The sequence below is a fragment of the Streptomyces sp. NBC_01017 genome, assembly GCF_045162795.1.
Lineage (GTDB): Bacteria > Actinomycetota > Actinomycetes > Streptomycetales > Streptomycetaceae > Streptomyces > Streptomyces machairae.
The window spans coordinates 8,561,764-8,586,209 of the sequence record NZ_CP108683.1; the positions used below are offsets into that span (position 1 = coordinate 8,561,764).

Sequence of the window (24,446 nt, forward strand, 5' to 3'; positions counted from 1 at the left end):
ACTCGGCCCATGGACTGGAGCCACTACCGCTTCCGCAGCCTGTGGGCCCTGCCCGCACCACCCGGCACCGTCTACGACCTGCTGGAACAGGCCGAGGGCTACCCCCGCTGGTGGCCCCAGGTGCGCGAGGTGAACCGGCTCGACGACACCAGCGGCGTGATCACGATCCGCTCCGTCCTCCCGTACGACATGACCTTCACCGCACGCGAGGTGCGGCGGGAGCGCGGGGCGGGCGTGCTCGAGATCGCCATGTCCGGCGACCTCGACGGCTGGGTGCGCTGGACCGTCACCGTGGCTCCGGACGGCAGCGGGACCATCGCGCGCTACGAGCAGGTCGTCGATGTCAACAAGCCCCTGCTGAGGCGGTTCGCCGTACCCGGGCGGCCCGTCTTCCGCGCCAACCACTGGCTGATGATGCGCTCCGGACGGCGGGGCCTGGCAGCCCACTTGGCCCGTGCTCGGCAAGGCGGCCATGACGGCGGCCATCAAGCGGTTTGAAGGAACCGTGAGGGGGCCTGTATTGTTCAGTCCGTTCCCGGGCGATTAGCTCAGTGGGAGAGCGCTTCGTTCACACCGAAGAGGTCACTGGTTCGAACCCAGTATCGCCCACCGGGAAAAGCCGGTCCGCCACAGCGGACCGGCTTTTTTGTGCGCTCCACCTCCTATGCGGCCGCCGGCAGATCCGGGCGCAGCGGCCACGCCGGGTCCACCGCCTCGTCGCTGCCGCTGCGGGCGAACCACGCCTGCAGCCCGCGTGCCTGTGCCGCGTGCCACACCGCCTGAAGCGTGTGCAGTTCGGCGGGGGACAGGCGCTCCATCCGGGCGGCGAAACGGCGTCCCACCGCCCGTACGACCTCCAGTGAGGCCAATGCGTCGGCCGCCGCGTCGTGCGCGCCGTCCAGCGTGACGCCGTAGTGCGCACACAGGTCGGTCAGGGTGCGGCGACCCTTGCGGTAGCGGTCCAGATGCTTGTCCAGGACGCGCGGATCGAGCACCAGCAAGGGCGTCGTCTCGAACCAGTGGTCCAGCGAGGAGGCGCGATGACGGCGCAACTCGCGGTCCAGCAGCGTCAGATCGAAAGGCGCGTTCATCACCACGATCGGCCGGGCCGTCGCGGCCTGACCGGCCAACTCCTCGGCTATCTCCTGCATCACCGGCGCCGGCCAGCGGCCGTTGCGCTGGAGATGCTCCTCCGTCAGTCCGTGTACCGCCGTTGCCGCTTCCGGCACCGGGACACCCGGGTTCACCAGCCACTGGGTCACCCGCGGCCGGGTACCCGGGGCGTCCTGGACGACGACGGCCGCCGAAACAATCCGGTCGGTCTCGACGTCCACGCCTGTCGTCTCCGTGTCGAACGCCACCAGCGGGCCCTCATACCAGCACGCCATACCAACACAACCCCTCGTTCACCCACGGCAGCTGACGTACCGTCTTCTGCCCGTTTGGTGATACCCGGGCTGTTTGCGGCGTACGCCGGGAGGACACAACAGGAGTGCGGGTCTTTGCAGTTCAGCGGCCCGGTACGGGGATTTACTCTGCGTGGAAGGCTGTTGGTCATGGCGATAGCGCAGCCCGAGCGGGGCGGGCTGCTGCCCGAACGCACGGGCCCCCATCGCGGTTCACTCGCCACCACCGCCTGCATGGAGACACTGCAGGTGGGGTATCTGCACGCCGTCGCGGCGGCGGCCGGGTGCTCCCTGTCGCAGCCATTTCCGGACAACGGCATCGACTGGCACGTCAGCCACAGCGCGCCCGGCCACACGGTCGACGACGAAGTCACCATAAAGGTGCAGCTCAAGGCCACTTACCAGATCGCGCCGAACCCGCGCGGCCGGTTCTTCTCCTTCACGCTCGACAACGACCACCTGGCGAAGCTCGCCCGCACCCCGGTCTCGGTGCACAAGATCCTCGTCGTGATGCTCGTTCCGCGCACCCAGGACGACTGGCTGCGTGCCAGTCACGACCGGCTCGACCTGCGGCACTGCTGCTACTGGGTCAACCTCGCCGGCCACGCGATCACCGGCCGGCGCCGCACCACGGTGCGGATACCGACCTCACGCATCTTCGACGACCGGGCGCTCTGCGAGATCATGACGCGGGTCGGTACGGGAGGCAGACCATGACACACCGCCCCCTGGAGGAGCCGGTACGGCCAGTCAGGCCGCACCCGGTCCACGCGTCCTGGGACCGTCCCCCCGAGCCCGGCGAGGTGGACCCCGCGGTGCTCAGCGCCCTGCTGCACCGGCACGGCTGGCAGCGGCGCGGGGGAGCGGCGGGACGCTACGGCCGCTGGACCCCGCCGGGACCGGGCGGCAACGGCACGAGCTTGCTCGTCCCCGAGTCCCGCGCCTTCCCCGACAGCGACGACCTGCTCGGCGAGGCGCTCGTCGCGCTCTCCCGCAGCGGCATGCCCTCCGCGCGCGAGGTGCTGGTCGGGCTCGCCGTGCCCAGCGACGAGGTCCGCTGGTGGCGGGACGCGCCGAGCGGGCCCGCCGGGGCCGCGCCCTGGACCGTCGAGGAGGAACTGCGCACCGCCGCCCGCCAGATGCTCCTCGCCGCGGCGCTCGCCACGCGCGCGCGTGCCGGCTACTACGGCGCCCGGCACCGCCGCTCGGCCGCCGCGATGCTGGAGAGCGTCTTCGTCGGCTCCGCGGCCGGCGGCGGCCACCTCGCCGCCTTCGTGCCCGTCGGCGCCGGCCGCCCGCTCGCCGTACGTCTCCACCAGGCCCTGTACGCCGCCCGCGAGGCCATCGACTACCAGCGGGCCACCGGCGGGATGGACGCCTTCGACGGTGCCGTCGAGGCCGGCGTCAGCCGCGAGCTCACCGAGGCCCTGATCGCCCTCGTCCGCGGTACGGAGGGGGCGCGCATCGCCGTCGAGTGGGCGCCCGCCGCAGGGGTGCCCGAGGACTGCGCGAGCGGGGTCGAGCCGGTGGAGTTCTCGCCGGGCGACCTGCCCGTGCTGCGCGAGGCCGGGGCCCGCTACCTGCGCGAGGAACCCTCCGTGCCGGTCAGGATCACCGGCGCGGTCGTACGGATGCGCCGGTCGGGAACGCGCGGGGAGGGCACCGTACGGCTGCGCGTCATCGCCGGCGCCGAGATCCCGTACGTCCGGCTGACCCTGGACGAGGAGTCGTACCGCATCGCCGGGCACGCCCACCTGGTCGGGCTGCCGGTGCGGGTGCACGGGCGCCTGGAGAGCCGAGGCGGCTTCCGCAAGGTCACCGGGGCCTGCGGCGTCGTACCGGTACAGGTGGACGAGGCCGAACGGGACCGGCTGATGAAGTCGCTCCAGGAGGACCTGGACTTCTTCGAGGAGGCCTGCGGCGGGGAGGACGCCGGGGACTGAGGGATGCCCGCCCGGGACTGAAGGTGACCGTTTCGCGGTCGGCCCTCCGAGGTCGGTACGATCGCGTAATGCGCGCGCTCCTGGTATGGCGCCGCATTCCACCTTCAGTCAGGAGAGACCGGTGTCAGACGTCCGTGTGATCATCCAACGCGATTCCGAGCGGGAAGAACGCGTGGTGACGACGGGCACTACGGCCGCCGACCTCTTCGCCGGCGAGCGCTCGATCATCGCCGCGCGCGTGGGCGGCGAGCTCAGGGATCTGTCGTACGTGCTCTCCGAGGGCGAGGAGGTCGAGGGCGTCGAGATCTCCTCCGAGGACGGCCTGAACATCCTGCGCCACTCCACCGCGCACGTGATGGCGCAGGCCGTGCAGGAGCTCTTCCCCGAGGCCAAGCTGGGCATCGGCCCGCCCGTCAAGGACGGCTTCTACTACGACTTCGACGTCGAGAAGCCGTTCACGCCCGAGGATCTCAAGGCCGTCGAGAAGAAGATGCAGGAGATCCAGAAGCGCGGGCAGAAGTTCGCCCGCCGTGTGGTGAGCGACGAGGACGCCCGTGCGGAACTCGCCGCCGAGCCCTACAAGCTGGAACTGATCGGCCTCAAGGGCTCCGCCTCGTCCGACGACGGCGCGGACGTCGAGGTCGGTGCCGGCGAGCTGACGATCTACGACAACCTGGACGCCAAGACCGGCGACCTGTGCTGGAAGGACCTCTGCCGCGGTCCGCACCTGCCGTCTACCCGCGCGATCCCGGCGTTCAAGCTGATGCGCAACGCGGCCGCCTACTGGCGCGGCAGCGAGAAGAACCCGATGCTCCAGCGCATCTACGGCACCGCCTGGCCGACCAAGGACGAGCTCAAGGGCTACCTCGACTTCCTCGCCGAGGCCGAGAAGCGCGACCACCGCAAGCTGGGCAACGAGCTCGACCTGTTCTCGATCCCCGAGCAGATCGGCTCCGGCCTCGCCGTCTTCCACCCCAAGGGCGGCATCGTCCGCCGCGTGATGGAGGACTACTCGCGCCGCCGCCACGAGGAGGAGGGCTACGAGTTCGTCTACACCCCGCACGCGACGAAGGGGAAGCTCTTCGAGACGTCCGGGCACCTGGACTGGTACGCCGAGGGCATGTACCCGCCCATGCAGCTCGACGAGGGCGTGGACTACTACCTCAAGCCCATGAACTGCCCGATGCACAACCTGATCTTCGACGCGCGCGGGCGTTCCTACCGTGAACTGCCGCTGCGCCTCTTCGAGTTCGGGACCGTGTACCGGTACGAGAAGTCGGGCGTCGTGCACGGCCTCACGCGCGCGCGTGGTTTCACGCAGGACGACGCGCACATCTACTGCACGCGCGAGCAGATGTCGGAGGAGCTCGACAAGACGCTCACCTTCGTCCTCGGCCTGCTCCGCGACTACGGCCTGACCGACTTCTACCTGGAGCTGTCCACCAAGGACCCGGAGAAGTTCGTCGGCTCGGACGAGGTCTGGGAGGAGGCGACCGAGACGCTGCGCCAGGTCGCCGAGAAGCAGGGTCTGCCCCTGGTCCCGGACCCGGGCGGCGCCGCCTTCTACGGGCCGAAGATCTCCGTCCAGACCAAGGACGCCATCGGCCGCACCTGGCAGATGTCGACCATCCAGCTCGACTTCAACCTGCCTGAGCGCTTCGACCTGGAGTACACCGGTCCGGACGGCGCCAAGCAGCGTCCGGTCATGATCCACCGCGCGCTGTTCGGCTCGATCGAGCGGTTCTTCGCGGTGCTCCTGGAGCACTACGCGGGCGCCTTCCCGGCGTGGCTGGCCCCGGTCCAGGCCCTCGGCATCCCGATCGGCGACGGGCACGTCGACTACCTGGAGAAGTTCGCCGCGGCGGCCAAGAAGAAGGGCCTGCGGGTCGAGGTGGACTCCTCCTCGGACCGCATGCAGAAGAAGATCCGCAACGCCCAGAAGCAGAAGGTGCCCTTCATGGTCATCGCGGGCGACGAGGACATGGCCAACAACGCCGTCTCCTTCCGCTACCGCGACGGCTCGCAGGAGAACGGCATCCCGTTCGACGAGGCCATCGCGAAGATCGCGAAGGTGGTCGAGGAGCGGACGCAGATCTGATCCGGCGGTGATCGAGGGCCCCCGGGAGCGTCAGCTTTCCGGGGGCCTCCTGTCGCTCTCGCTGGAGAAGATCTGCAGCAGCCAGGACGAGAACGATCCCGTCACCGCGCCGAGCAGGGCCAGCCCGCCGGCCATCATCACCGTCGCGATCGCCCGGCCGCCCGTGGTCACCGGCGTGATGTCGCCGTAGCCGACCGTGCTGAGGGTCGCTGCGGCCCACCACACGGCGTCCCCGAACGACAGCATCGTGGCCCCGGGCGCACCACGTTCCTGCTGGTAGACCGCGAGCGCGCCGGTGAAGCCGAGCAGCAGGGTCGACAGGCTCGCGTAGGCGATCACGCGCGCGTGCAGGGAGAGCCGGGGCTCCCCCTGCCGATGCTGGATGGCGTCGTAGAGCGGGACTATGCGCAGCGGCCGCAGCAGCGGCAGGATCACCACGACCGTGTGCAGGAAGTGCGTTCTGGCGAAGCGCAAGAAGCGCTGTCCGCTGAGGTGCCGGCGCACCAGGTAGTCCGCGGCGAACAGCAGCCAGAGCGCGAGCATCGTGAACTCGCACAGGCGCTGCCAGCCGGACGCCATGCTCACGTCGAGGACGCGGGCGGCATAGGCGCCGATGAAGAGCAGCGATGCCAGAAACAGGGGGATCTCGGTGCGCTGCTCCCAGCGGGCGTAGGGGCTGTCGTCGTCCACCGGCCCAGCTTGGCCGGTGGCCGTCCTCCCGTCGCCCCGGCGACACGCCGCGAACGGGCGAAGCAATATGCTGCACGCATGACGAGTGAGCCGGAGCAGCAGTGGGGAGTGGGGATCCAGGACGCGTTCCAGCGCCTGTGGACGCCCCATCGGATGGCCTACATCCAGGGTGAGAACAAGCCGACCGGTCCCGGCGCGGACGACGGCTGCCCCTTCTGCTCGATCCCGGCCAAGTCCGACGAGGACGGGCTGGTCGTCAAGCGCGGCGAGCAGGTGTACGCGGTCCTCAACCTGTACCCGTACAACGGCGGCCACCTGATGGTCGTGCCCTACCGTCACGTCGCCGACTACACCGACCTCACCGAGCCGGAGACCGTCGAGCTGGCCGCCCTCACCAAGCAGGCGATGACGGCCCTGCGCACCGCCTCCGGGGCCCACGGCTTCAACATCGGCATGAACCAGGGCACGGTCGCCGGCGCCGGCATCGCGGCCCACCTCCACCAGCACATCGTCCCGCGCTGGGGCGGCGACACGAACTTCATGCCGGTGGTGGGGCACACACGCGTACTGCCACAGCTGCTGGCCGACACCCGGAAGATGCTGGCGGAGGCCTGGCCTGCGGCTTGATCCGCGACAACCTGCAGTAGAGGGTGCCCTCGAAAGCCGAGGGCACCACAGCTATGCGTCGTACACGTCGGCCTTCCTCGGCATCGGATCCTGCACCGCCGTGCTCAGGAACGCCGACCGGGAACCGAACTTGTCGGTGTCCACGCCGTTCTCGTTCAGCACCTTGATCGCCGCGGCATGCACCACCCGCAGCACCGGCGTGGCCGCGCGCAGCGCGTCGTCGGCCATGAACCGGTGCCGCCACGGCTGGTCCGCCCACGCGTGCCGCAGTCCGAACGGCTCGGGCAGCCCCATCGTCCCGCCGAGCCAGTTCAGCAGCGGCGGATACCAGGAGATCGGGGCCCGCACCGCCAGCCGCACCACCTCGTCGGGGTTGACCAGCGGAAGCTTCACCTTGCGGGTCTCCCACGGCTTGAACGACTTGGTGACCTCCTTGGTCGGCGCCTCGGGCTTCTCCTGGAAGAGCCCGTTCACCGGACCGAGGGCATGACCGGTCACCTCGATGCGCAACGTCTCGTGCAGCACGGTCACCGTGATCAGCATGGTGATGATCAACTGGCCGTCCCAGAGCGTCCACTGGACGCCCAGGTAGTGCCGGTCACCGCTGCCGAACTGCTGCTTGTTGCAGATGTCCTGTATCGCGTGGTTCTTGACCTGGTACGCCTCGACGTCCGTGCCCTCCGGCCGGGACACCGCCTTCGCGCCCTCCGCGATCGGCGTGACGACCCAGTGCCGTATCGAAGGCTTGGGGAAACCACCGGTGTTCAGCGGACCGCGCTCCAGCATGCGCAGTTGGTCGTGGATCGAGCGGATGACGTCCCAACTGCGGAACGGGTGGATCTCCCGCGTGGAGTCCGCGGCCACCAGGTCCTCGGCCAGCTGCCAGCTGCCCCAGCGTGTGCCCATGCCGAGTATCCCCTTGGGCCCGGCGTAGAACACGGAGTTGGACTGCTGCTCGGCGCTCAGCTTGGCCAGGGACTGGCGCAGCTGCTCGGCCTGGGTCTCGGTGGGGCTGGTCGGCACCGCCTCCGGCACCTTCGCGCCGACGCTGCTGCCGGCCAGCAGGCTGTCCCAGCGCTCCCGCAGATCCCTCGCGGTGCGCTCGCAGACCTGCTTGGCCCAGAACCAGCCGACCACGGGCATGAGGACCGAGGCCCGCGCATACCAGCCCCAGAAGCCGGTGAACGGCATGCGGAGCAGGAAGAGCACGGCGAGCGCGCCCGCCGCCACCAGCAGCACCGAGGCGAGGGCGCCGCCGCGCTTCTCGTCCCGCTTGACGATGGTGGTGCGCAGCGTGAAGACCAGCAGCCACACGAACAGGCCGGGCAGGAACAGCACGCCGCAGATCACCATGATGGCGCTGAGCATCCGGTCGCGCGCCTTGCGGATGTTGTTCGCGGCCAGACAGTGCTCGACGACGACCTGCGGCTCGGTGCCGAAGGACTGGATCAGGGGCTTGCGGCCACTGCCGAGCATGCGGTCGACCACGGCCCGCGAGAAGGCCTCACCGAGGTTGGGACGGAAGATCCTCGCCCAGCCGCGGCCCGCCTTGATGTCGGTCTGGTGCCATTCGTTGTCGGCCTTCTTGATGTCCTCGTACGGATTGTCCCGATAGGCCGCCGAGGCCAACGCGAACGTCGCCGTCTGGCCCTCACCTGCCGTGCGCGGCACCTGCGGACCGAAGATGTCCGCGTAACCGCTCTCAACGGTCATTCCCGCCCCCGATCGCCGCCCACTGTCGCTTCTGCGGCCTTCCCGACTTCCGTACTTCGCACACCTGTTGATCAATGATCAGCGTATCCTCCGCCACCGACAATCGTCGGCGGACGGCCGAAGCCGCCCGCCGACGCGGAGGGGAGCGATCCACACAGGCCACTTGGTGGCGCCGGGCGCCAACTACGAGGCGACGCGCGCCTCTTCCCGAATCCTTTCCGCGATCTGCGCCGGCATCGGTTCGTGCCGCGCGTACGAACGGTTGAAGCGTGCGGTGCCGTGTGACAGCGAGCGGAGATCGACGGCGTACCGCCCGATCTCGATCTCGGGCACCTCGGCCCTGATGAGCGTGCGGCTGCCGTTGGTCTGCTCGGTGCCGAGAACCCGGCCGCGCCGCCCGGACAGGTCGCTCATCACGGCGCCGACGTAGTCGTCACCGACCAGGACGGACACCTCGGCCACCGGCTCCAGCAGATGGATCTTCGCGTCGGCAGCCGCCTCACGCAGCGCCAGCGCACCGGCCGTCTGGAAGGCGGCGTCGGAGGAGTCCACCGAGTGCGCCTTGCCGTCGAGCAGCGTGACCCGGACGTCGACGAGCGGATGGCCGGCCGCAACTCCCTTGGCCGCCTGGGCCCTTACGCCCTTCTCCACCGAGGGGATGAACTGCCGTGGCACCGCGCCGCCGACGACCTTGTCCACGAACTCGATGCCCGAACCGCCCGGCAGGGGCTCCACCTCGATCTCGCAGATCGCGTACTGCCCGTGCCCGCCGGACTGCTTCACATGCCGGCCGCGGCCCGCCGACTTGCCCGCGAACGTCTCCCGCAGCGAGACCATGTGCGGTACGACGTCGACCTGGACGCCGTAGCGCCTGCGCAGCCTCTCCAGTGCGACGTCCGCGTGAGCCTCGCCCAGACACCACAGCACGACCTGGTGGGTGGCCTGGTTCTGTTCCAGTCGCATGGTGGGGTCCTCGGCGACCAGACGGGACAGGCCCTGCGAGAGTTTGTCCTCGTCGGCCTTGCTGTGTGCCTGGATGGCGAGCGGCAGCAGCGGGTCGGGCATCTGCCACGGCTCCATCAGGAGCGGGTCGTCCTTGGCCGACAGAGTGTCGCCGGTCTCCGCGCGGCTCAGCTTCGCCACGCACGCGAGGTCACCGGCGATGCAGTGGCTGAGCGTGCGCTGCTGCTTGCCGAAGGGCGCCGACAGGGCGCCGATCCGCTCGTCGACGTCGTGGTCCTCGTGGCCGCGGTCCTCCAGGCCGTGCCCGGAGACGTGCACGGTCTCGTCGGGGTGCAGAGTGCCGGAGAACACCCGTACCAGCGAGACCCGGCCGACGTACGGGTCGGACGCGGTCTTCACCACCTCCGCGACCAGCGGCCCGTCCGGGTCGCACACCTTCAGTGCGCGCGGTTTGCCGTCGACCGTGGTGACCGCGGGCGCCTCGCGTTCCAGCGGCGTCGGGAACCCGCGCGTGATCAGCTCCAGCACCTCGATCGTGCCGAGCCCCTGCCGGGCGCCGTCGGCCGCGGGCGCCGCGGCCAGGACGGGATGGAAGGCACCGCGCGCGACGGCCCGTTCCAGGTCCTCGATCAGCGTCTTGACGTCGATCTGCTCGCCGCCGAGGTACCGGTCCATCAGGGTCTCGTCCTCCGACTCGGAGATGATCCCCTCGATCAGCCGGTTGCGGGCCTCCTCGATCTGCGGCAGCTGGTCGTCGCCGGGTTCGGACTCCTTGCGTTCCCCGGAGGAGTAGTCGAACAGCTGCTGCGACAGCAGCCCGATCAGTCCGGTCACGGGTGCGTGCCCGTCGGGGGCCTGCGGGCCGTGCAGCGGCAGATACAGCGGGAGCACGGCGTCCGGGTCCTCGCCGCCGAAGGCCTCCGCGCAGATCCGCGTCATCTCCTCGTAGTCGGCCCGCGCGGACTCCAGGTGCGTGACGACGATCGCGCGCGGCATGCCGACGGCCGCGCACTCCTCCCACACCATGCGGGTCGAGCCGTCCACACCGTCCGAGGCCGAGACGACGAAAAGGGCCGCGTCCGCCGCTCGCAGACCGGCCCTGAGCTCCCCGACGAAGTCGGCATATCCGGGGGTGTCCAGAAGGTTGACCTTGATGCCGTCCCATTCGACCGGCACCAGGGAGAGCTGCACCGAGCGTTGCTGCCGGTGCTCGATCTCGTCGTAGTCCGAGACGGTGCCGCCGTCCTCGACACGGCCCGCCCGGTTCACCGCCCCCGCCGTGAGTGCGAGGGCTTCCACCAAGGTGGTCTTGCCCGATCCGGAGTGGCCGACCAGTACCACATTCCGTACGGACGCGGGGTGGTCGGCCGCTGTAGCCCTGCCGGCGGCTCCGGGGTGTGCATTCGCCTTGTCGCCCATGATCCTGCCTCCCGTGCACGGTGAGGTCACTGTGGGCGCGGACATACCGTTCCGCGTGCGATGGCGGCTCCGGTGACGCCCGCGGTCCTTCGAGCTTTCCACTCCCGTCACGGTGCGTCCATACGGCGGACGCGATCGCGCCATCCGCCGCGGGTGGACCTGCCCGCCGGACCCGGGTACGAGTGCCCGGCGGTCGCACGCACGCACGCGTGGCTACGATGGGCCAGCCGGTGGCCAGCAGGGGCCGCGGCGCCACACCGACCCTCGGGAAGGCCATGCTGAACAAGTACGCGCGTGCATTCTTCACGCGTGTTCTCACACCGTTCGCCGCGTTTTTGATCCGGCGGGGCGTCAGCCCGGACACGGTCACGCTCATCGGCACCGCCGGTGTGGTCGCGGGCGCGCTGGTCTTCTACCCCATGGGCGAGTTCTTCTGGGGCACGGTCGTGATCACGCTGTTCGTGTTCTCCGACCTCGTCGACGGCAACATGGCCCGCCAGCTCGGCCGCTCCAGCCGCTGGGGTGCCTTCCTGGACTCCACGCTCGACCGGGTCGCCGACGGCGCGATCTTCGGCGGCTTCATCCTCTGGTACGCCGGTGGGGGCGACGACCTCGTCCTGTGCGCCGTCTCGATCTTCTGCCTGGCCAGCGGCCAGGTGGTGTCGTACACCAAGGCACGCGGCGAGTCGATCGGCCTGCCGGTCGCGGTCAACGGTCTCGTCGAGCGCGCCGAGCGACTGGTGATCTCGCTGGTCGCGGCCGGTTTCGCCGGCCTGCACAAGTTCGGGGTGCCCGGCATCCAGTACCTGCTGCCCGTCGCCCTGTGGATCGTCGCCGTCGGCAGCCTCGTCACGCTGATCCAGCGCGTCGTCACGGTCCGTCGCGAGTCCGCCGAGGCGGAGGCCGCCGCGGACACGCAGGACAAGCCGCGGGAGGCCTCCCAAGGGAGCGAGGCCGCCAAGTGAGCGCCCAGGACCGCCTCACGGACGCGCTGTACGGACTCGGCTGGGGCACCGTCAAGAAGCTCCCCGAGCCGGTGGCGGTACGGCTCGGCCGCACCATCGCCGACCTCGCCTGGAAGCAGCGGGGCAAGGGCGTCCAGCGGTTGGAGAGCAACTACGCGCGTGTGGTGCCCGACGCGACCCCGGAGCGCCTGGCCGAGCTCTCGCGCGCGGGCATGCGGTCGTACCTGCGCTACTGGATGGAGTCCTTCCGGCTGCCCGCCTGGAGCGCCGAGCGCGTCAAGGGCGGCTTCGACGTCAAGGACGTCCACCACCTGACCGACGGCCTGGCCGCCGGGAACGGCGTGATACTCGCCCTTCCGCACCTGGCCAACTGGGACCTCGCGGGCGCGTGGGTCACCACCGAGCTGGAGACGCCGTTCACCACGGTCGCCGAACGCCTCAAGCCCGAAACCCTCTACGACCGCTTCGTCGCCTACCGCGAGGGCCTCGGAATGGAGGTCCTGCCGCACAGCGGTGGCACCGCCTTCGGCACGCTGGCCCGCAGGCTGCGCGACGGTGGCCTGGTCTGCCTGGTCTCCGACCGTGACCTGTCCGCGTCCGGCGTCGAGGTCGACTTCTTCGGCGACACGGCCCGGATGCCGGCCGGCCCGGCGCTGCTGGCCCAGCAGACCGGGGCCCTCCTGCTCCCCGTCACGCTCTGGTACGACGACTCGCCCGTCATGCAGGGGCGGATCCATCCCCCGATCGAGGTACCCGAGACAGGTACCCGGGCCGAGAAGACGTCTGTCATGACACAGGCGCTGGCCGACGCCTTCGCCACGGGGATCGCCGAACATCCGGAGGACTGGCACATGCTCCAGCGCTTGTGGCTCGCCGACCTGGAACCACGACCGGCCGACGGCCCGGCGGGAGAGCGTCCGTGAGGATCGGCATCGTCTGTCCGTACTCCTGGGACGTGCCAGGTGGCGTCCAGTTCCACATCCGCGACCTCGCCGAGTACTTCATCCGGCTCGGCCACGAGGTGTCCGTTTTGGCCCCGGCCGACGACGACACCCCGCTCCCGCCGTACGTCGTCTCGGCGGGCCGCGCGGTGCCGGTCCCGTACAACGGCTCGGTCGCCCGCCTGAACTTCGGCTTCCTCTCGGCGGCCCGGGTCCGCCGCTGGCTGCACGACGGCCGGTTCGACGTCATCCACATCCACGAGCCGACGTCGCCGTCCCTCGGCCTGCTGGCCTGCTGGGCCGCGCAGGGCCCCATCGTGGCCACCTTCCACACCTCCAACCCGCGCTCGCGGGCGATGATCGCCGCGTACTCGATCCTCCAGGCGGCCCTGGAGAAGATCAGCGCCCGGATCGCGGTGAGCGAGTACGCCCGCCGCACGCTGGTGGAACACCTCGGCGGCGACGCGGTCGTCATCCCCAACGGCGTCGACGTCGACTTCTTCGCCAAGGCCGAGCCCAACCCCGACTGGCAGGGCGACACGATCGGCTTCATGGGCCGCATCGACGAGCCCCGCAAGGGCCTGCCGGTCCTCATGAGAGCCCTGCCGAAGATCCTCGCCGCCCGCCCGCAGACCAGGCTTCTGGTGGCGGGCCGCGGCGACGAGGAGGAGGCGGTGGAGTCCCTGCCCGCCGAGCTCCGCCCCCGCGTCGAGTTCCTCGGCATGGTCAGCGACGAGGACAAGGCCCGCTTCCTGCGCAGCGTCGACCTGTACGTGGCCCCCAACACCGGCGGCGAGAGCTTCGGGATCATCCTGGTCGAGGCGCTGTCGGCCGGCGCTCCCGTCCTGGCCTCGGACCTGGATGCCTTCGCCCAGGTCCTCGACCAGGGCGCGGCGGGCGAACTCTTCGCCAACGAGGACGCGGACGCCCTGGCCGAGACGGCGGTACGCCTCTTGGAGGACCCGGTCCGCCGGGCCGAGCTGCGCAAGCGCGGGAGCGCGCACGTACGCCGCTTCGACTGGTCGACGGTCGGGGCGGACATCCTGTCGGTGTACGAGACGGTCACGGCCGGGGCGACAGCGGTGGCCGCGGACGAGCGGACCGGGAGCGGCGGGGCCGGCGGGTTGCGGGCTCGGCTGGGGTTGGCGCGGGACTGAGGGCGAGCGAGCGCCGAGTTGTGTCAGGCGCCGGTCCTACGGCAACACCGCCGCCGCGCACGCAACACCGACGCCCCGCACGAACCTCGGCTGACCCGGCGGAGCTAGTGTGCCGCCCGTGACCGCAACTCTGATCTGGATCCTCGTCGTCCTCGTGGCGATCGGCCTCTACCTGAGCTGGACGGCAGGCCGCCTGGACCGGCTGCACGCCAGGATCGACGCGGCGCGTGCCGCGCTCGACGCGCAGCTGCTGCGCCGTGCCTCGGTGGCCCAGGAACTGGCCACCTCCGGTGTGCTGGATCCGGCCGCGTCGATCGTCCTGTACGAGGCCGCCCACGCCGCCCGGCAGGCCGAGGAGGAGCAGCGGGAGGTCGCCGAGAGCGAGCTGAGCCAGGCGCTGCGGGCCGTGTTCGCCGAGTCCCAGCAGGTGGAGGCCGTCCGGGAGGCGCCCGGGGGCGAGGAAGCGGCCCGTGAGCTGACGGAGGCGGTCCGCCGGGTACCGATGGCCCGCCGCTTCCACAACGACGCCGTACGGGCGGCCAGGGCGCTGCGGCGCCACCGCAAGGTCCGCCTGTTCCGCCTGGCGGGCCACGCCCCGTTTCCGCTGGCCTTCGAGATGGACGACGAGCCGCCGACGGCCCTGGCGGACCGGCCCGCCTAGGACGTGCCGAAGTCGGGGATCGTGAGGGAACCGTCGGCGGCGAGCGGGAACCCGGGGTTGTGCGCGACCTCCCAGGCGTGGCCGTCGGGGTCGACGAAGGCGCCGGAGTAGAAGCCGACGGCGTTGGTGGCCGCGGGCTTGGTGACGGTCGCCCCGGCCCGTTCCGCGGCCGTCAGCAGCTCGTCGACCTCGGCGTCGGAGCGCACGTTGTGGGCCAGGGCGATCCCGCCGAAGCCGGCCGGCGTGCCCGCCGTGCCGTCGGTCAGCCCGCAGTCCCGCGCCAGTTTGTCGCGGCCCCACAACACCAGGGCAAGTCCGCCCGCCTGGAAGAAGACGGTCTCCTCGACCTCCTGGCCCCGCCAGCCCAGGGCCTCGTAGAAGGCCCGGGAGCGTGCCACATCAAGGACTCCCAGCGTGACCAGGCTGATGCGCTGTTCCATGCAAGGACGTTAACGCGGCCGGGTCAGGGCGGCGCCCCGGCAGGCAAAACGATCCACCGCCTCACCATTGGCCCTTGAAGTGGCCCGTACACCTCACGTTTCCTCGATGCTTGCAGTAACCCTCTTTCACACAGCGAGGTCAACCCGTGTCCATCTCCGAAAACCAGGCCCCCGAGACCGGCACCGCACGCGTGAAGCGCGGCATGGCCGAGCAGCTCAAGGGCGGCGTGATCATGGACGTCGTCACTCCGGAGCAGGCGAAGATCGCCGAGGACGCGGGCGCCGTCGCCGTCATGGCCCTCGAGCGGGTCCCCGCCGACATCCGCAAGGACGGCGGCGTGGCCCGGATGTCCGACCCGGACATGATCGAGGGCATCATCGATGCCGTCTCCATCCCGGTCATGGCCAAGTCCCGCATCGGCCACTTCGTCGAGGCCCAGGTCCTGCAGTCCCTCGGCGTCGACTACATCGACGAGTCCGAGGTCCTCACCCCGGCCGACGAGGTCAACCACTCCGACAAGTGGGCCTTCACGACCCCCTTCGTCTGTGGCGCCACCAACCTGGGCGAGGCCCTGCGCCGCATCGCCGAGGGCGCGGCCATGATCCGCTCCAAGGGCGAGGCCGGCACCGGCAACGTCGTCGAGGCCGTCCGCCACCTGCGCCAGATCAAGAACGAGATCGCCAAGCTGCGCGGCTTCGACAACAACGAGCTGTACGCCGCCGCCAAGGACCTGCGCGCCCCGTACGAGCTGGTCAAGGAAGTCTCCGAGCTCGGCAAGCTCCCGGTGGTGCTGTTCTCCGCCGGTGGCGTGGCCACCCCGGCCGACGCCGCCCTGATGCGCCAGCTCGGCGCCGAGGGCGTCTTCGTGGGCTCCGGCATCTTCAAGTCCGGCGACCCGGCCAAGCGCGCCGCCGCCATCGTCAAGGCGACCACCTTCTTCGACGACCCGAAGATCATCGCGGACGCGTCCCGCAACCTGGGCGAGGCCATGGTCGGCATCAACTGCGACACCCTCCCCGAGACCGAGCGCTACGCCAACCGCGGCTGGTAAGGCACCACATCCCATGAGCAACACACCCGTGATAGGCGTCCTGGCCCTCCAGGGCGACGTACGGGAGCACCTCATCGCCCTGGCCGCGGCCGACGCCGTGGCCAGGCCGGTGCGGCGCCCCGAAGAGCTCGCCGAGGTGGACGGCCTCGTCATCCCCGGCGGCGAGTCCACGACCATCTCCAAGCTGGCCGTCCTCTTCGACGTGATGGAGCCCCTTCGCGCGCGCGTGCGGGGCGGCATGCCCGTCTACGGCACCTGCGCCGGCATGATCATGCTCGCCGACAAGATCCTCGACCCGCGCTCGGGCCAGGAGACGATCGGCGGCATCGACATGATCGTGCGCCGCAACGCCTTCGGACGTCAGAACGAGTCCTTCGAAGCGGCGGTCGACGTGCAGGGCATCGCGGGCGCTCCTGTGGAGGGCGTCTTCATCCGCGCCCCCTGGGTCGAGTCCGTCGGCGCCGAGGCCGAGGTCCTCGCCGAGCACGACGGCCACATCGTCGCGGTCCGCCAGGGCAACGCGCTCGCCACGTCGTTCCACCCGGAACTGACCGGCGACCACCGCGTGCACGGCCTTTTCGTCGACATGGTGCGCGCGGACCGGACAGCCGAGTCCTTGTAGGATCTCTGGCGTTCGTTCATAGATGGGTTACGCGAAGGAGACAGGCAGATGTCCGGCCACTCTAAATGGGCTACGACGAAGCACAAGAAGGCCGTGATCGACGCCAAACGCGGCAAGCTCTTCGCGAAGCTGATCAAGAACATCGAGGTCGCGGCCCGCATGGGTGGCGTTGACATCGAGGGCAACCCGACGCTGTACGACGCCATCCAGAAGGCGAAGAAGCAGTCGGTTCCGAACAAGAACATCGACTCCGCGGTCAAGCGTGGCGGCGGTCTCGAGGCCGGTGGCGCCGACTACGAGACGATCATGTACGAGGGCTACGGCCCGAACGGCGTCGCCGTGCTCATCGAGTGCCTGACGGACAACCGCAACCGCGCCGCCTCCGACGTCCGCGTCGCCATGACCCGCAACGGCGGCAACATGGCCGACCCGGGCTCGGTGTCCTACATGTTCAGCCGCAAGGGCGTCGTCATCGTCCCCAAGGGCGAGCTGACCGAGGACGACGTCCTCACCGCCGTCCTGGACGCCGGCGCCGAGGAGGTCAACGACCTCGGCGAGTCCTACGAGGTCATCAGCGAGGCCACCGACCTGGTCGCGGTCCGCACCGCCCTCCAGGAGGCCGGCATCGACTACGACTCCGCCGACTCCAGCTTCGTGCCGTCCGTCCAGGTCGAACTGGACGAGGAAGGCGCCAAGAAGATCTTCAAGCTGATCGACGCGCTCGAGGACAGCGACGACGTGCAGAACGTCTTCGCCAACTTCGATGTCAGCGACGAGATCATGGAAAAGGTCGACGCATAGCGCTGCCGCGAGCTGCACTGGCTCAACGGGCCGACGGGACGCACCCGTCGGCCCGTCGCTTTGCCGGGAGTTGCTGCCCGGCGTTGTCGGTGGCACCCGATAGCCTGCACAAACAGGCAATCGAACGGAAGGTACCGGGGTGCGTGTACTGGGGGTGGACCCGGGGCTGACCCGATGCGGAGTCGGCGTGGTCGAGGGCGTCGCCGGACGCCCGCTCACCATGCTCGGCGTCGGCGTCGTACGGACGCCTGCGGACGCCGAGTTGGGACACCGCCTCGTCGCCATCGAGCAGGGCATCGAGCAGTGGCTGGACGAGCACAGGCCCGAATTCGTCGCCGTGGAGCGGGTGTTCAGCCAGCACAACGTCCGTACGGTGATGGGCACCGCCCAGGCCAGCGCCGTCGCCATGCTCTGCGCCGCGCGCCGCGGCATCCCCGTCGCGCTGCACACGCCCAGCGAGGTCAAGGCCGCCGTCACCGGCAGCGGTCGCGCCGACAAGGCCCAGGTCGGCGCCATGGTCACCCGCCTGCTGCGGCTCAGCGCCCCGCCCAAGCCGGCCGACGCCGCCGACGCCCTCGCGCTCGCCATCTGCCACATCTGGCGCGGCCCCGCGCAGAACCGACTCCAGCAGGCCGTCGCCCTGCACACAGCCAAAGCACCGAAAGGCCGTACGGCATGATCGCCTTCGTCAGTGGCACAGTGGCCGCACTCGCTCCGGACGCCGCGGTCGTCGAGGTGGGCGGAGTCGGCATGGCCGTCCAGTGCACGCCGAACACCCTGTCCACCCTGCGCCTCGGCAAGCCCGCCAAGCTGCACACCTCGCTGGTGGTGCGCGAGGACTCCCTCACGCTGTACGGCTTCGCGGACGACGACGAACGGCAGACGTTCGAGCTGCTCCAGACCGCGAGCGGAGTCGGCCCGCGCCTGGCCCAGGCGATGCTGGCGGTGCACTCGCCCGACGCCCTGCGCCGAGCCGTTACGACCGCCGACGAGAAGTCGCTCACCGCCGTCCCCGGCATCGGCAAGAAGGGCGCCCAGAAGCTGCTCCTGGAGCTGAAGGACCGCCTGGGCGAGCCCATCGGCGCGCCTGCGGTGGGCGCTCCCGTCACCCAGGGCTGGCGCGACCAGCTGCACGCCGCGCTGATCGGCCTCGGCTACGCGACCCGCGAGGCCGACGAGGCGGTCGCCGCGGTGGCTCCGCAGGCCGAGGCCGCCGAGGGCACGCCCCAGGTCGGGCAGCTGCTGAAGGCCGCGCTTCAGACCCTGAACAGAGCCCGCTGATCGAGCGGTGCCACGGAAAGGCCCGAAGGCGCCGCTCCGGGGACGCCCTGATCCTCGTACGATCCAACCGACCGCGACCGCGAGGCACACTCCATGAACTGGGACGACACCACCGACACCCCCGCCGCCGAGCGGCTCGTCGGTGCGTCCGCCGACCGTGAGGACCAGGCCGTAGAGGCCGCGCTGCGCCCGAAGGACCTGGACGAGTTCATCGGCCAGGAGAAGGTCCGCGAACAGCTCGACCTCGTGCTGCGCGCCGCCCGCGCGCGTGGCGCCACCGCCGACCACGTGCTGCTCTCCGGCGCCCCCGGCCTCGGCAAGACCACACTCTCGATGATCATCGCGGCCGAGATGGGCGCCCCCATCCGCATCACCAGCGGCCCCGCCATCCAGCACGCCGGCGATCTCGCCGCGATCCTGTCCTCCCTGCAGGAGGGCGAGGTCCTCTTCCTCGACGAGATCCACCGCATGTCCCGGCCCGCCGAGGAGATGCTGTACATGGCGATGGAGGACTTCCGCGTCGACGTCATCGTCGGCAAGGGGCCGGGTGCCACCGCCATCCCGCTGGAGCTGCCCCCGTTCACCCTGGTCGGCGCCACCACGCGCGCGGGTCTGCTGCCGCCCCCGCTGCGCGACCGGTTCGGCTTCACCGCGCACATGGAGTTCTACGAGCCCGTCGAGCTGGAGCGCGTCATCCACCGCTCGGCCAGCCTCCTCGAGGTGGAGATCGAGGCCGACGGCGCCGCCGAGATCGCCGGCCGCTCCCGCGGCACGCCCCGTATTGCCAACCGCCTGCTGCGCCGCGTCCGCGACTACGCCCAGGTCAAGGCCGACGGGATCATCACGAGGGACATCGCCGGCGCCGCCCTCGCCGTCTACGAGGTCGATGCGCGCGGGCTCGACCGTCTCGACCGCGGTGTTCTGGAGGCCCTGCTGAAACTGTTCGGCGGCGGCCCGGTCGGCCTGTCCACGCTTGCCGTCGCGGTGGGAGAGGAGCGCGAGACGGTCGAGGAGGTCGCGGAACCCTTCCTCGTACGGGAGGGCCTGCTCGCCCGCACCCCGCGCGGCAGGGTCGCCACCCCGGCGGCATGGGCGCATCTCGGCCTCACCCCGCCGGGCTCGCAGGCTGCGGGAAACGGACAACAGGACCTGTTCGGGACGTGATGGCCCGGTCACGGCGAGCACACTGGCCGGAGCAGGAACCCCAGTGCCATGCTGAGCGTTGTTCCATGCGCGGAGACTCGCTTAGACTCCGCCGATGCCGCCCTTGTCGGCGGCACACATACCCCCAACCATCAGGCCGCTCACCATCGCGGTCGTGTGAAGGAAGTTCCGACCCGTGAGTCTCGTGACCCTCCTCCCGTTCATCGTGCTCATCGGGGCCATGTTCCTGATGACCCGGTCGGCCAAGAAGAAGCAGCAGCAGGCGGCCGACATGCGGAACCAAATGCAGCCCGGCAGCGGCATCCGCACCATCGGGGGCCTGTACGCCACCGTCAAGGAGGTCAGCGACGACACGGTCCTCGTTGACGCCGGACCGGGCGTGGAGCTCCTCTTCGCCAAGAACGCGATCGGTGCCGTCCTCTCCGACGACGAGTACAACCGCATCGTGCACGGCATCGAGCACGACCTGAAGTCCGATGTCGTCCCGGACGACGCCTCCTCCCTCACCGAGGCCGACGAGCCCGCCGCCTCCGACGAGAAGTCCGTCGACCTTGGAAAGAAGGACGCGGACAAGGACGCCGAGGTCGAGGAGCCGTCCGAAGCCGTGGCCGCCGAGGCGAAGACGGACGACGAGCCGAAGAAGACCGACGGCGACACCGACGCGAAGTAGCGATGCTCCGGGGCGCGCGGGCCACGCCTGCGCGCCCCCGGGCATGCTGAGCTCGCACGGGATCCCGACACCATGTCATGGCCGCCCGCCCGTTGATCCGGTGCGAGGCGGCCCGAGAGGGAGTACGAGAAGGTGGCAGCACCTAAGAAGGGCCGGAACGCGAGCGCCCAGAGCAAGCCAGGGCGCTCGCTGGCCCTCATCCTGATCGCCATCGCGGCGCTCACCGGAGGGATGTTCGCCTCGGGGCACACCACTCCGCGACTCGGTATCGACCTGGCCGGCGGCACGAGCATCACGCTTCGCGCGGTTGCCGAGCCCGGCCAGGAATCCGCGATCAACAAGACCAACATGGACACCGCGGTCGAGATCATGGAGCGCCGTGTCAATGGTCTTGGTGTCTCGGAGTCCGAGGTTCAGACCCAGGGCGACAAGAACATCATCGTCAACATCCCCAAGGGCACGAACTCCAAGGAAGCCCGGGCCCAGGTAGGCACCACCGCCAAGCTGTACTTCCGGCCGGTCGTCGCCACCGAGGTGTCGGGCGGCGGTGCGACCCCCACCCCCTCGCCGAGCGCCTCCAGCGGTGCGTCCGGCGACTCCGCCGACAAGGACAAGGCGACCTCCCCCTCCGGCTCCACCAGCCCCTCTGCGAGCTCCACCACGCAGGGCCGCGCGGTCACCGACGCCCTGAAGGCCGACACCACGCCGTCCGCGAGCGCTTCTTCCACCAGCTCCCCGTCCGCGAGCAGCACCCCCTCCGGCGACTCCTCGACCAGCAAGCTCGAAGCGCAGTACGCCGCGCTGGACTGCTCGAAGAAGGCGGCCCGCGCCAAGGCCGGTGACGGCGCCAAGCCCACCGATCCCACCGTCGCCTGCGGTCAGAACTCGCAGGGCCAGTGGCAGAAGTACATCCTCGGCCCGGCCGAGGTCGACGGCACGGACGTCAAGAGCGCCCAGGCCGTCTTCCAGACGACGAGCGGCGCCGGCTGGACCGTGAACATGAAGTTCACGGGCGAGGGCAGCAAGAAGTTCGCCGCCACCACCGGCAAGCTGGCCAAGAACCAGTCCCCGCAGAACCAGTTCGCGATCGTGCTGGACGGCGAGGTCGTCTCCGACCCGTTCGTCCGCGAAGCCCTGACGGGCGGCAGCGCCGAGATCTCCGGCAACTTCAACCAGGATTCGGCGCAGAGCCTCGCCAACATGCTGTCGTACGGCGCCCTGCCGCTGTCCTTCCAGGAGGACAGCGTCACCACGGTGACCGCCGCGCTCGGCGGTGAGCAACTGAAGGCCGGTCTGATCGCCGGTGCGATCGGTCTCGCCCTGGTCGTCATCTACCTGCTGGTCTACTACCGCGGCCTGGCGCTGATCGCGATCCTCTCGCTGCTGATCTCCGCGGCCCTGACCTACACGATCATGGCTCTGCTCGGCCCGACCATCGGCTTCGCGCTGAATCTTCCGGCCGTCTGCGGTGCCATCGTCGCCATCGGCATCACAGCGGACTCGTTCATCGTGTACTTCGAACGCGTCCGGGACGAGATCCGCGAGGGCCGCTCGCTGCGGCCCGCCGTCGAGCGTGCCTGGCCGCGCGCCCGGCGCACCATCCTGGTCTCGGACTTCGTGTCGTTCCTCGCCGCCGCGGTGCTCTTCATCGTCACCGTCGGCAAGGTCCAGGGCTTCGCGTTCACGCTCGGCCTGACCACCCTGCTCGACGTGGTGGTCGTGTTCCTGTTCACCAAGCCGCTGCTGACGCTCCTGGCCCGCAGCAAGTTCTTCTCCAGTGGCCACAGCTGGTCCGGTCTCGATCCCAAGCGACTGGGTGCCAAGCCACCGCTGCGCCGTACGCGCCGTCCTTCCCACCCCGCCGGCCCTGTCGACCCGAAGGAGGCGTGAGAATGTCGAAGCTCGGCAACCTCGGCGCCCGACTGCACCGTGGCGAGGTCGGCTACGACTTCGTCGGCAACCGCAAGCTCTGGTACGGCCTCTCGATCCTGATCACCATCACGGCCATCGTCGGCCTGGCGGTGCGCGGCCTGAACATGGGCATCGAGTTCCAGGGCGGGGCCGTCTTCAACACCCCGAAGACCAGCGTCTCGGTGTCCCAGGCGCAGGAGTACGCGGAAGAGGCGTCCGGCCACGACGCGATCGTGCAGAAGCTCGGCGAAGGCGACGAGGCCACGCTGCGCATCCAGGTCGCGGGCATCGACACCCAGCAGGCCAACAAGGTCTCGGCGGAACTGGCAGAGAAGCTCGGCGTCGAGGAGAGCGACGTCACCGGCGAGCTGGTCGGCCCCAGCTGGGGTGAGCAGATCGCCAACAAGGCCTGGCAGGGACTCGGGATCTTCCTGGTCCTTGTGGTGATCTATCTGGCGATCGCCTTCGAGTGGCGCATGGCACTCGCGGCCTTCGTCGCGCTGATCCACGACATCACCATCACGGTCGGCATCTACGCCCTCGTCGGCTTCGAGGTCACACCGGGCACGGTGATCGGTCTGCTGACGATCCTCGGTTACTCGCTCTACGACACGGTCGTCGTCTTCGACAGCCTCAAGGAGCAGACGAAGGACATCACCAAACAGACCCGCTGGACCTACAGCGACATCGCCAACCGCTCGATCAACAGCACCCTGGTCCGTTCCGTCAACACCACGGTGGTCGCGCTGCTGCCGGTGGCGGGCCTGCTGTTCATCGGTGGCGGGTTCCTCGGCGCGGGCATGCTCAACGACATCTCGCTGTCGCTGTTCGTCGGTCTCGCCGCCGGTGCGTACTCCTCGATCTTCATCGCCACGCCGCTCGTCGCCGACCTCAAGGAGCGCGAGCCGCAGATGAAGGCCCTCAAGAAGCGCGTCCTCGCCAAGCGGGCGCAGTCCGCCGCGCAGGGCGAGTCCCCGGACGCCCCGGCCGGCGACGAGCCGCTGGACGACGAGTCCGAGGACGCCACCCCCGCGGTGGTCGGGCCGCGCAACCAGCCCGCGGCGCGCAACCGGGGCCGTGGCCGACCCTCGGGGAAGCGTCGATGACCGACATCGAGGAGCTGCTGCTCAGCCGTATCCGTGATGTGGCGGACTACCCGGAGCCGGGCGTGATGTTCAAGGACATCACCCCGCTCCTGGCGGACCCGGCGGCGTTCACGGCGCTCACCGACGCGCTGGCCGAGATCGCCGGGAACACCGGTGCCACGAAGATCGTGGGCCTGGAGGCCCGCGGCTTCATCCTCGGCGCTCCGGTCGCCGTCCGCGCGGGCATCGGCTTCATCCCCGTACGCAAGGCCGGCAAGCTCCCCGGGGCGACCCTCAGCCAGACGTACGACCTGGAGTACGGCTCCGCGGAGATCGAGGTCCACGACGAGGACCTGGCCGCCGGCGACCGTGTCCTCGTCGTGGACGACGTCCTGGCGACGGGCGGTACCGCGGAGGCCTCGATCCAGCTGATCCGCCGGGCCGGCGCCGAGGTGGCCGGCCTGGCCGTCCTCATGGAACTCGGCTTCCTCGGCGGCCGAGCCCGCCTGGAGCCGACCCTGGCCGGCGCCCCGCTGGAGTCACTGCTGACGGTCTGATCCGAGGAGCACCCACAGCAGCACCGGATGCCGCGCACCTGCACGACAGGGGCGCGGCATCGTCATGCCGGGCTCGCACGACAGCCGCCCGCCCCCGGCCCCCTCTCCTGGATGGCGTGAAAAACCCGCTGCCCGATGCATGCGGGGCGTGCGTGAGGGGCGTATGCGACCCCTGCGCCAGGCCTGCGCAACCCCCACGCCACCGTCCGGACACCGTCCTGACAGGCCCCGCGGAATCCGACGGCAGCCCCTTGCGTTTCTCCGGTAGACGGTCCTCACA

Annotated in this window: 24 protein-coding genes and 1 tRNA gene; 20 read left to right on the forward strand and 5 right to left on the reverse strand. The window is 70.1% G+C overall.

Annotated features, from left to right (window positions below):
- Positions 1-9 precede the first annotated feature (9 nt).
- Together OG331_RS39350 and OG331_RS39355 are read left to right on the forward strand one after the other, a co-directional pair.
- Positions 10-498, forward strand: a complete 489-nt coding sequence (locus tag OG331_RS39350) for an SRPBCC family protein (protein ID WP_406205751.1) — start codon at positions 10-12, stop codon at positions 496-498.
- A 39-nt stretch (positions 499-537) separates the two neighbouring features.
- Positions 538-609: transfer RNA gene (locus tag OG331_RS39355), tRNA-Val, on the forward strand.
- Positions 610-662: 53 nt separating this feature from the next.
- Here OG331_RS39355 and OG331_RS39360 read toward each other — a convergent pair.
- Entirely contained in the window at positions 663-1,388 is a 726-nt protein-coding gene (locus OG331_RS39360; RefSeq protein ID WP_406205754.1) for a 3'-5' exonuclease, read from the reverse strand.
- A gap of 168 nt (positions 1,389-1,556) precedes the next feature.
- Here OG331_RS39360 and OG331_RS39365 point away from each other — a divergent pair, with 168 nt between their 5' ends.
- From OG331_RS39365 to thrS, 3 genes are all read left to right on the forward strand, one after another.
- Positions 1,557-2,123: a DUF4365 domain-containing protein gene (locus tag OG331_RS39365; RefSeq protein ID WP_362381170.1), complete on the forward strand. Its 567-nt coding sequence runs from the start codon at positions 1,557-1,559 to the stop codon at positions 2,121-2,123.
- Complete coding sequence (locus OG331_RS39370; RefSeq protein ID WP_365066720.1) at positions 2,120-3,349, forward strand: hypothetical protein; 1,230 nt, start codon at positions 2,120-2,122, stop codon at positions 3,347-3,349. Before OG331_RS39365 ends, OG331_RS39370 begins: the two co-directional genes overlap by 4 nt.
- 121 nt (positions 3,350-3,470) lie before the next feature.
- On the forward strand, positions 3,471-5,447 hold the full coding sequence (thrS, locus tag OG331_RS39375) for a threonine--tRNA ligase (protein ID WP_406205757.1): 1,977 nt from the start codon (positions 3,471-3,473) through the stop codon (positions 5,445-5,447).
- A 30-nt stretch (positions 5,448-5,477) separates the two neighbouring features.
- Here thrS and OG331_RS39380 read toward each other — a convergent pair whose 3' ends face one another.
- Positions 5,478-6,137 (reverse strand): potassium channel family protein, encoded by a 660-nt coding sequence (locus OG331_RS39380; protein WP_406205760.1) that lies wholly within the window; start codon positions 6,135-6,137, stop codon positions 5,478-5,480.
- Positions 6,138-6,215: 78 nt separating this feature from the next.
- Here OG331_RS39380 and OG331_RS39385 point away from each other — a divergent pair, with 78 nt between their 5' ends.
- Positions 6,216-6,764, forward strand: coding sequence for an HIT domain-containing protein (locus OG331_RS39385; protein ID WP_234762993.1), 549 nt, complete (start codon positions 6,216-6,218; stop codon positions 6,762-6,764).
- A 51-nt stretch (positions 6,765-6,815) separates the two neighbouring features.
- Here OG331_RS39385 and OG331_RS39390 read toward each other — a convergent pair whose 3' ends face one another.
- Together OG331_RS39390 and OG331_RS39395 are read right to left on the reverse strand one after the other, a co-directional pair.
- Positions 6,816-8,477, reverse strand: coding sequence for a hypothetical protein (locus tag OG331_RS39390; RefSeq protein ID WP_406205764.1), 1,662 nt, complete (start codon positions 8,475-8,477; stop codon positions 6,816-6,818).
- A 183-nt stretch (positions 8,478-8,660) separates the two neighbouring features.
- On the reverse strand, positions 8,661-10,859 hold the full coding sequence (locus OG331_RS39395; protein ID WP_406205767.1) for an elongation factor G-like protein EF-G2: 2,199 nt from the start codon (positions 10,857-10,859) through the stop codon (positions 8,661-8,663).
- A gap of 218 nt (positions 10,860-11,077) precedes the next feature.
- On the opposite strand from OG331_RS39395, the gene pgsA reads away from it, so the two are divergent.
- The 4 genes from pgsA to OG331_RS39415 all read left to right on the forward strand — a co-directional run bounded on the left by pgsA (position 11,078) and on the right by OG331_RS39415 (position 14,583).
- Complete coding sequence (pgsA, locus tag OG331_RS39400; protein ID WP_406210606.1) at positions 11,078-11,824, forward strand: phosphatidylinositol phosphate synthase; 747 nt, start codon at positions 11,078-11,080, stop codon at positions 11,822-11,824.
- Entirely contained in the window at positions 11,821-12,747 is a 927-nt protein-coding gene (locus tag OG331_RS39405; RefSeq protein ID WP_406205769.1) for a phosphatidylinositol mannoside acyltransferase, read from the forward strand. The genes pgsA and OG331_RS39405 overlap by 4 nt, the downstream gene beginning before the upstream one ends.
- Positions 12,744-13,922 carry a glycosyltransferase family 4 protein gene (locus OG331_RS39410; RefSeq protein WP_406205772.1) on the forward strand — a complete coding sequence of 393 codons (1,179 nt, stop codon included), beginning with the start codon at positions 12,744-12,746 and terminating at the stop codon, positions 13,920-13,922. Before OG331_RS39405 ends, OG331_RS39410 begins: the two co-directional genes overlap by 4 nt.
- A 118-nt stretch (positions 13,923-14,040) precedes the next feature.
- The gene (locus OG331_RS39415) at positions 14,041-14,583 is read left to right on the forward strand and encodes a hypothetical protein (RefSeq protein WP_406205775.1); all 543 of its coding nucleotides are present in this window, start codon (positions 14,041-14,043) and stop codon (positions 14,581-14,583) included.
- Here the strand turns inward: OG331_RS39415 and OG331_RS39420 are convergent.
- Positions 14,580-15,023, reverse strand: coding sequence for a VOC family protein (locus OG331_RS39420; RefSeq protein ID WP_406205777.1), 444 nt, complete (start codon positions 15,021-15,023; stop codon positions 14,580-14,582). The two genes, OG331_RS39415 and OG331_RS39420, sit on opposite strands and share 4 nt — an antisense overlap.
- A 146-nt stretch (positions 15,024-15,169) precedes the next feature.
- Here OG331_RS39420 and pdxS point away from each other — a divergent pair, with 146 nt between their 5' ends.
- The 10 genes from pdxS to OG331_RS39470 all read left to right on the forward strand — a co-directional run bounded on the left by pdxS (position 15,170) and on the right by OG331_RS39470 (position 24,166).
- Positions 15,170-16,075: a pyridoxal 5'-phosphate synthase lyase subunit PdxS gene (pdxS, locus tag OG331_RS39425; RefSeq protein ID WP_363051336.1), complete on the forward strand. Its 906-nt coding sequence runs from the start codon at positions 15,170-15,172 to the stop codon at positions 16,073-16,075.
- A gap of 13 nt (positions 16,076-16,088) precedes the next feature.
- Positions 16,089-16,697, forward strand: coding sequence for a pyridoxal 5'-phosphate synthase glutaminase subunit PdxT (gene pdxT / locus OG331_RS39430; protein ID WP_406205780.1), 609 nt, complete (start codon positions 16,089-16,091; stop codon positions 16,695-16,697).
- 48 nt (positions 16,698-16,745) lie between these two features.
- Complete coding sequence (locus OG331_RS39435; protein ID WP_328882874.1) at positions 16,746-17,498, forward strand: YebC/PmpR family DNA-binding transcriptional regulator; 753 nt, start codon at positions 16,746-16,748, stop codon at positions 17,496-17,498.
- 139 nt (positions 17,499-17,637) lie between these two features.
- Positions 17,638-18,177: a crossover junction endodeoxyribonuclease RuvC gene (gene ruvC, locus OG331_RS39440; protein WP_406205783.1), complete on the forward strand. Its 540-nt coding sequence runs from the start codon at positions 17,638-17,640 to the stop codon at positions 18,175-18,177.
- On the forward strand, positions 18,174-18,779 hold the full coding sequence (gene ruvA, locus OG331_RS39445) for a Holliday junction branch migration protein RuvA (protein WP_383240434.1): 606 nt from the start codon (positions 18,174-18,176) through the stop codon (positions 18,777-18,779). Before ruvC ends, ruvA begins: the two co-directional genes overlap by 4 nt.
- Before the next feature lie 93 nt (positions 18,780-18,872).
- On the forward strand, positions 18,873-19,943 hold the full coding sequence (ruvB, locus tag OG331_RS39450; protein ID WP_406205787.1) for a Holliday junction branch migration DNA helicase RuvB: 1,071 nt from the start codon (positions 18,873-18,875) through the stop codon (positions 19,941-19,943).
- Positions 19,944-20,118: 175 nt separating this feature from the next.
- On the forward strand, positions 20,119-20,613 hold the full coding sequence (gene yajC, locus OG331_RS39455) for a preprotein translocase subunit YajC (protein ID WP_406205790.1): 495 nt from the start codon (positions 20,119-20,121) through the stop codon (positions 20,611-20,613).
- Positions 20,614-20,745: 132 nt separating this feature from the next.
- Positions 20,746-22,503, forward strand: coding sequence for a protein translocase subunit SecD (gene secD / locus OG331_RS39460; RefSeq protein ID WP_406205793.1), 1,758 nt, complete (start codon positions 20,746-20,748; stop codon positions 22,501-22,503).
- A gap of 2 nt (positions 22,504-22,505) precedes the next feature.
- Positions 22,506-23,630 carry a protein translocase subunit SecF gene (secF, locus tag OG331_RS39465; RefSeq protein WP_406205796.1) on the forward strand — a complete coding sequence of 375 codons (1,125 nt, stop codon included), beginning with the start codon at positions 22,506-22,508 and terminating at the stop codon, positions 23,628-23,630.
- Positions 23,627-24,166, forward strand: a complete 540-nt coding sequence (locus tag OG331_RS39470) for an adenine phosphoribosyltransferase (protein WP_406205798.1) — start codon at positions 23,627-23,629, stop codon at positions 24,164-24,166. The genes secF and OG331_RS39470 overlap by 4 nt, the downstream gene beginning before the upstream one ends.
- The last annotated feature ends 280 nt before the right edge of the window (positions 24,167-24,446 follow it).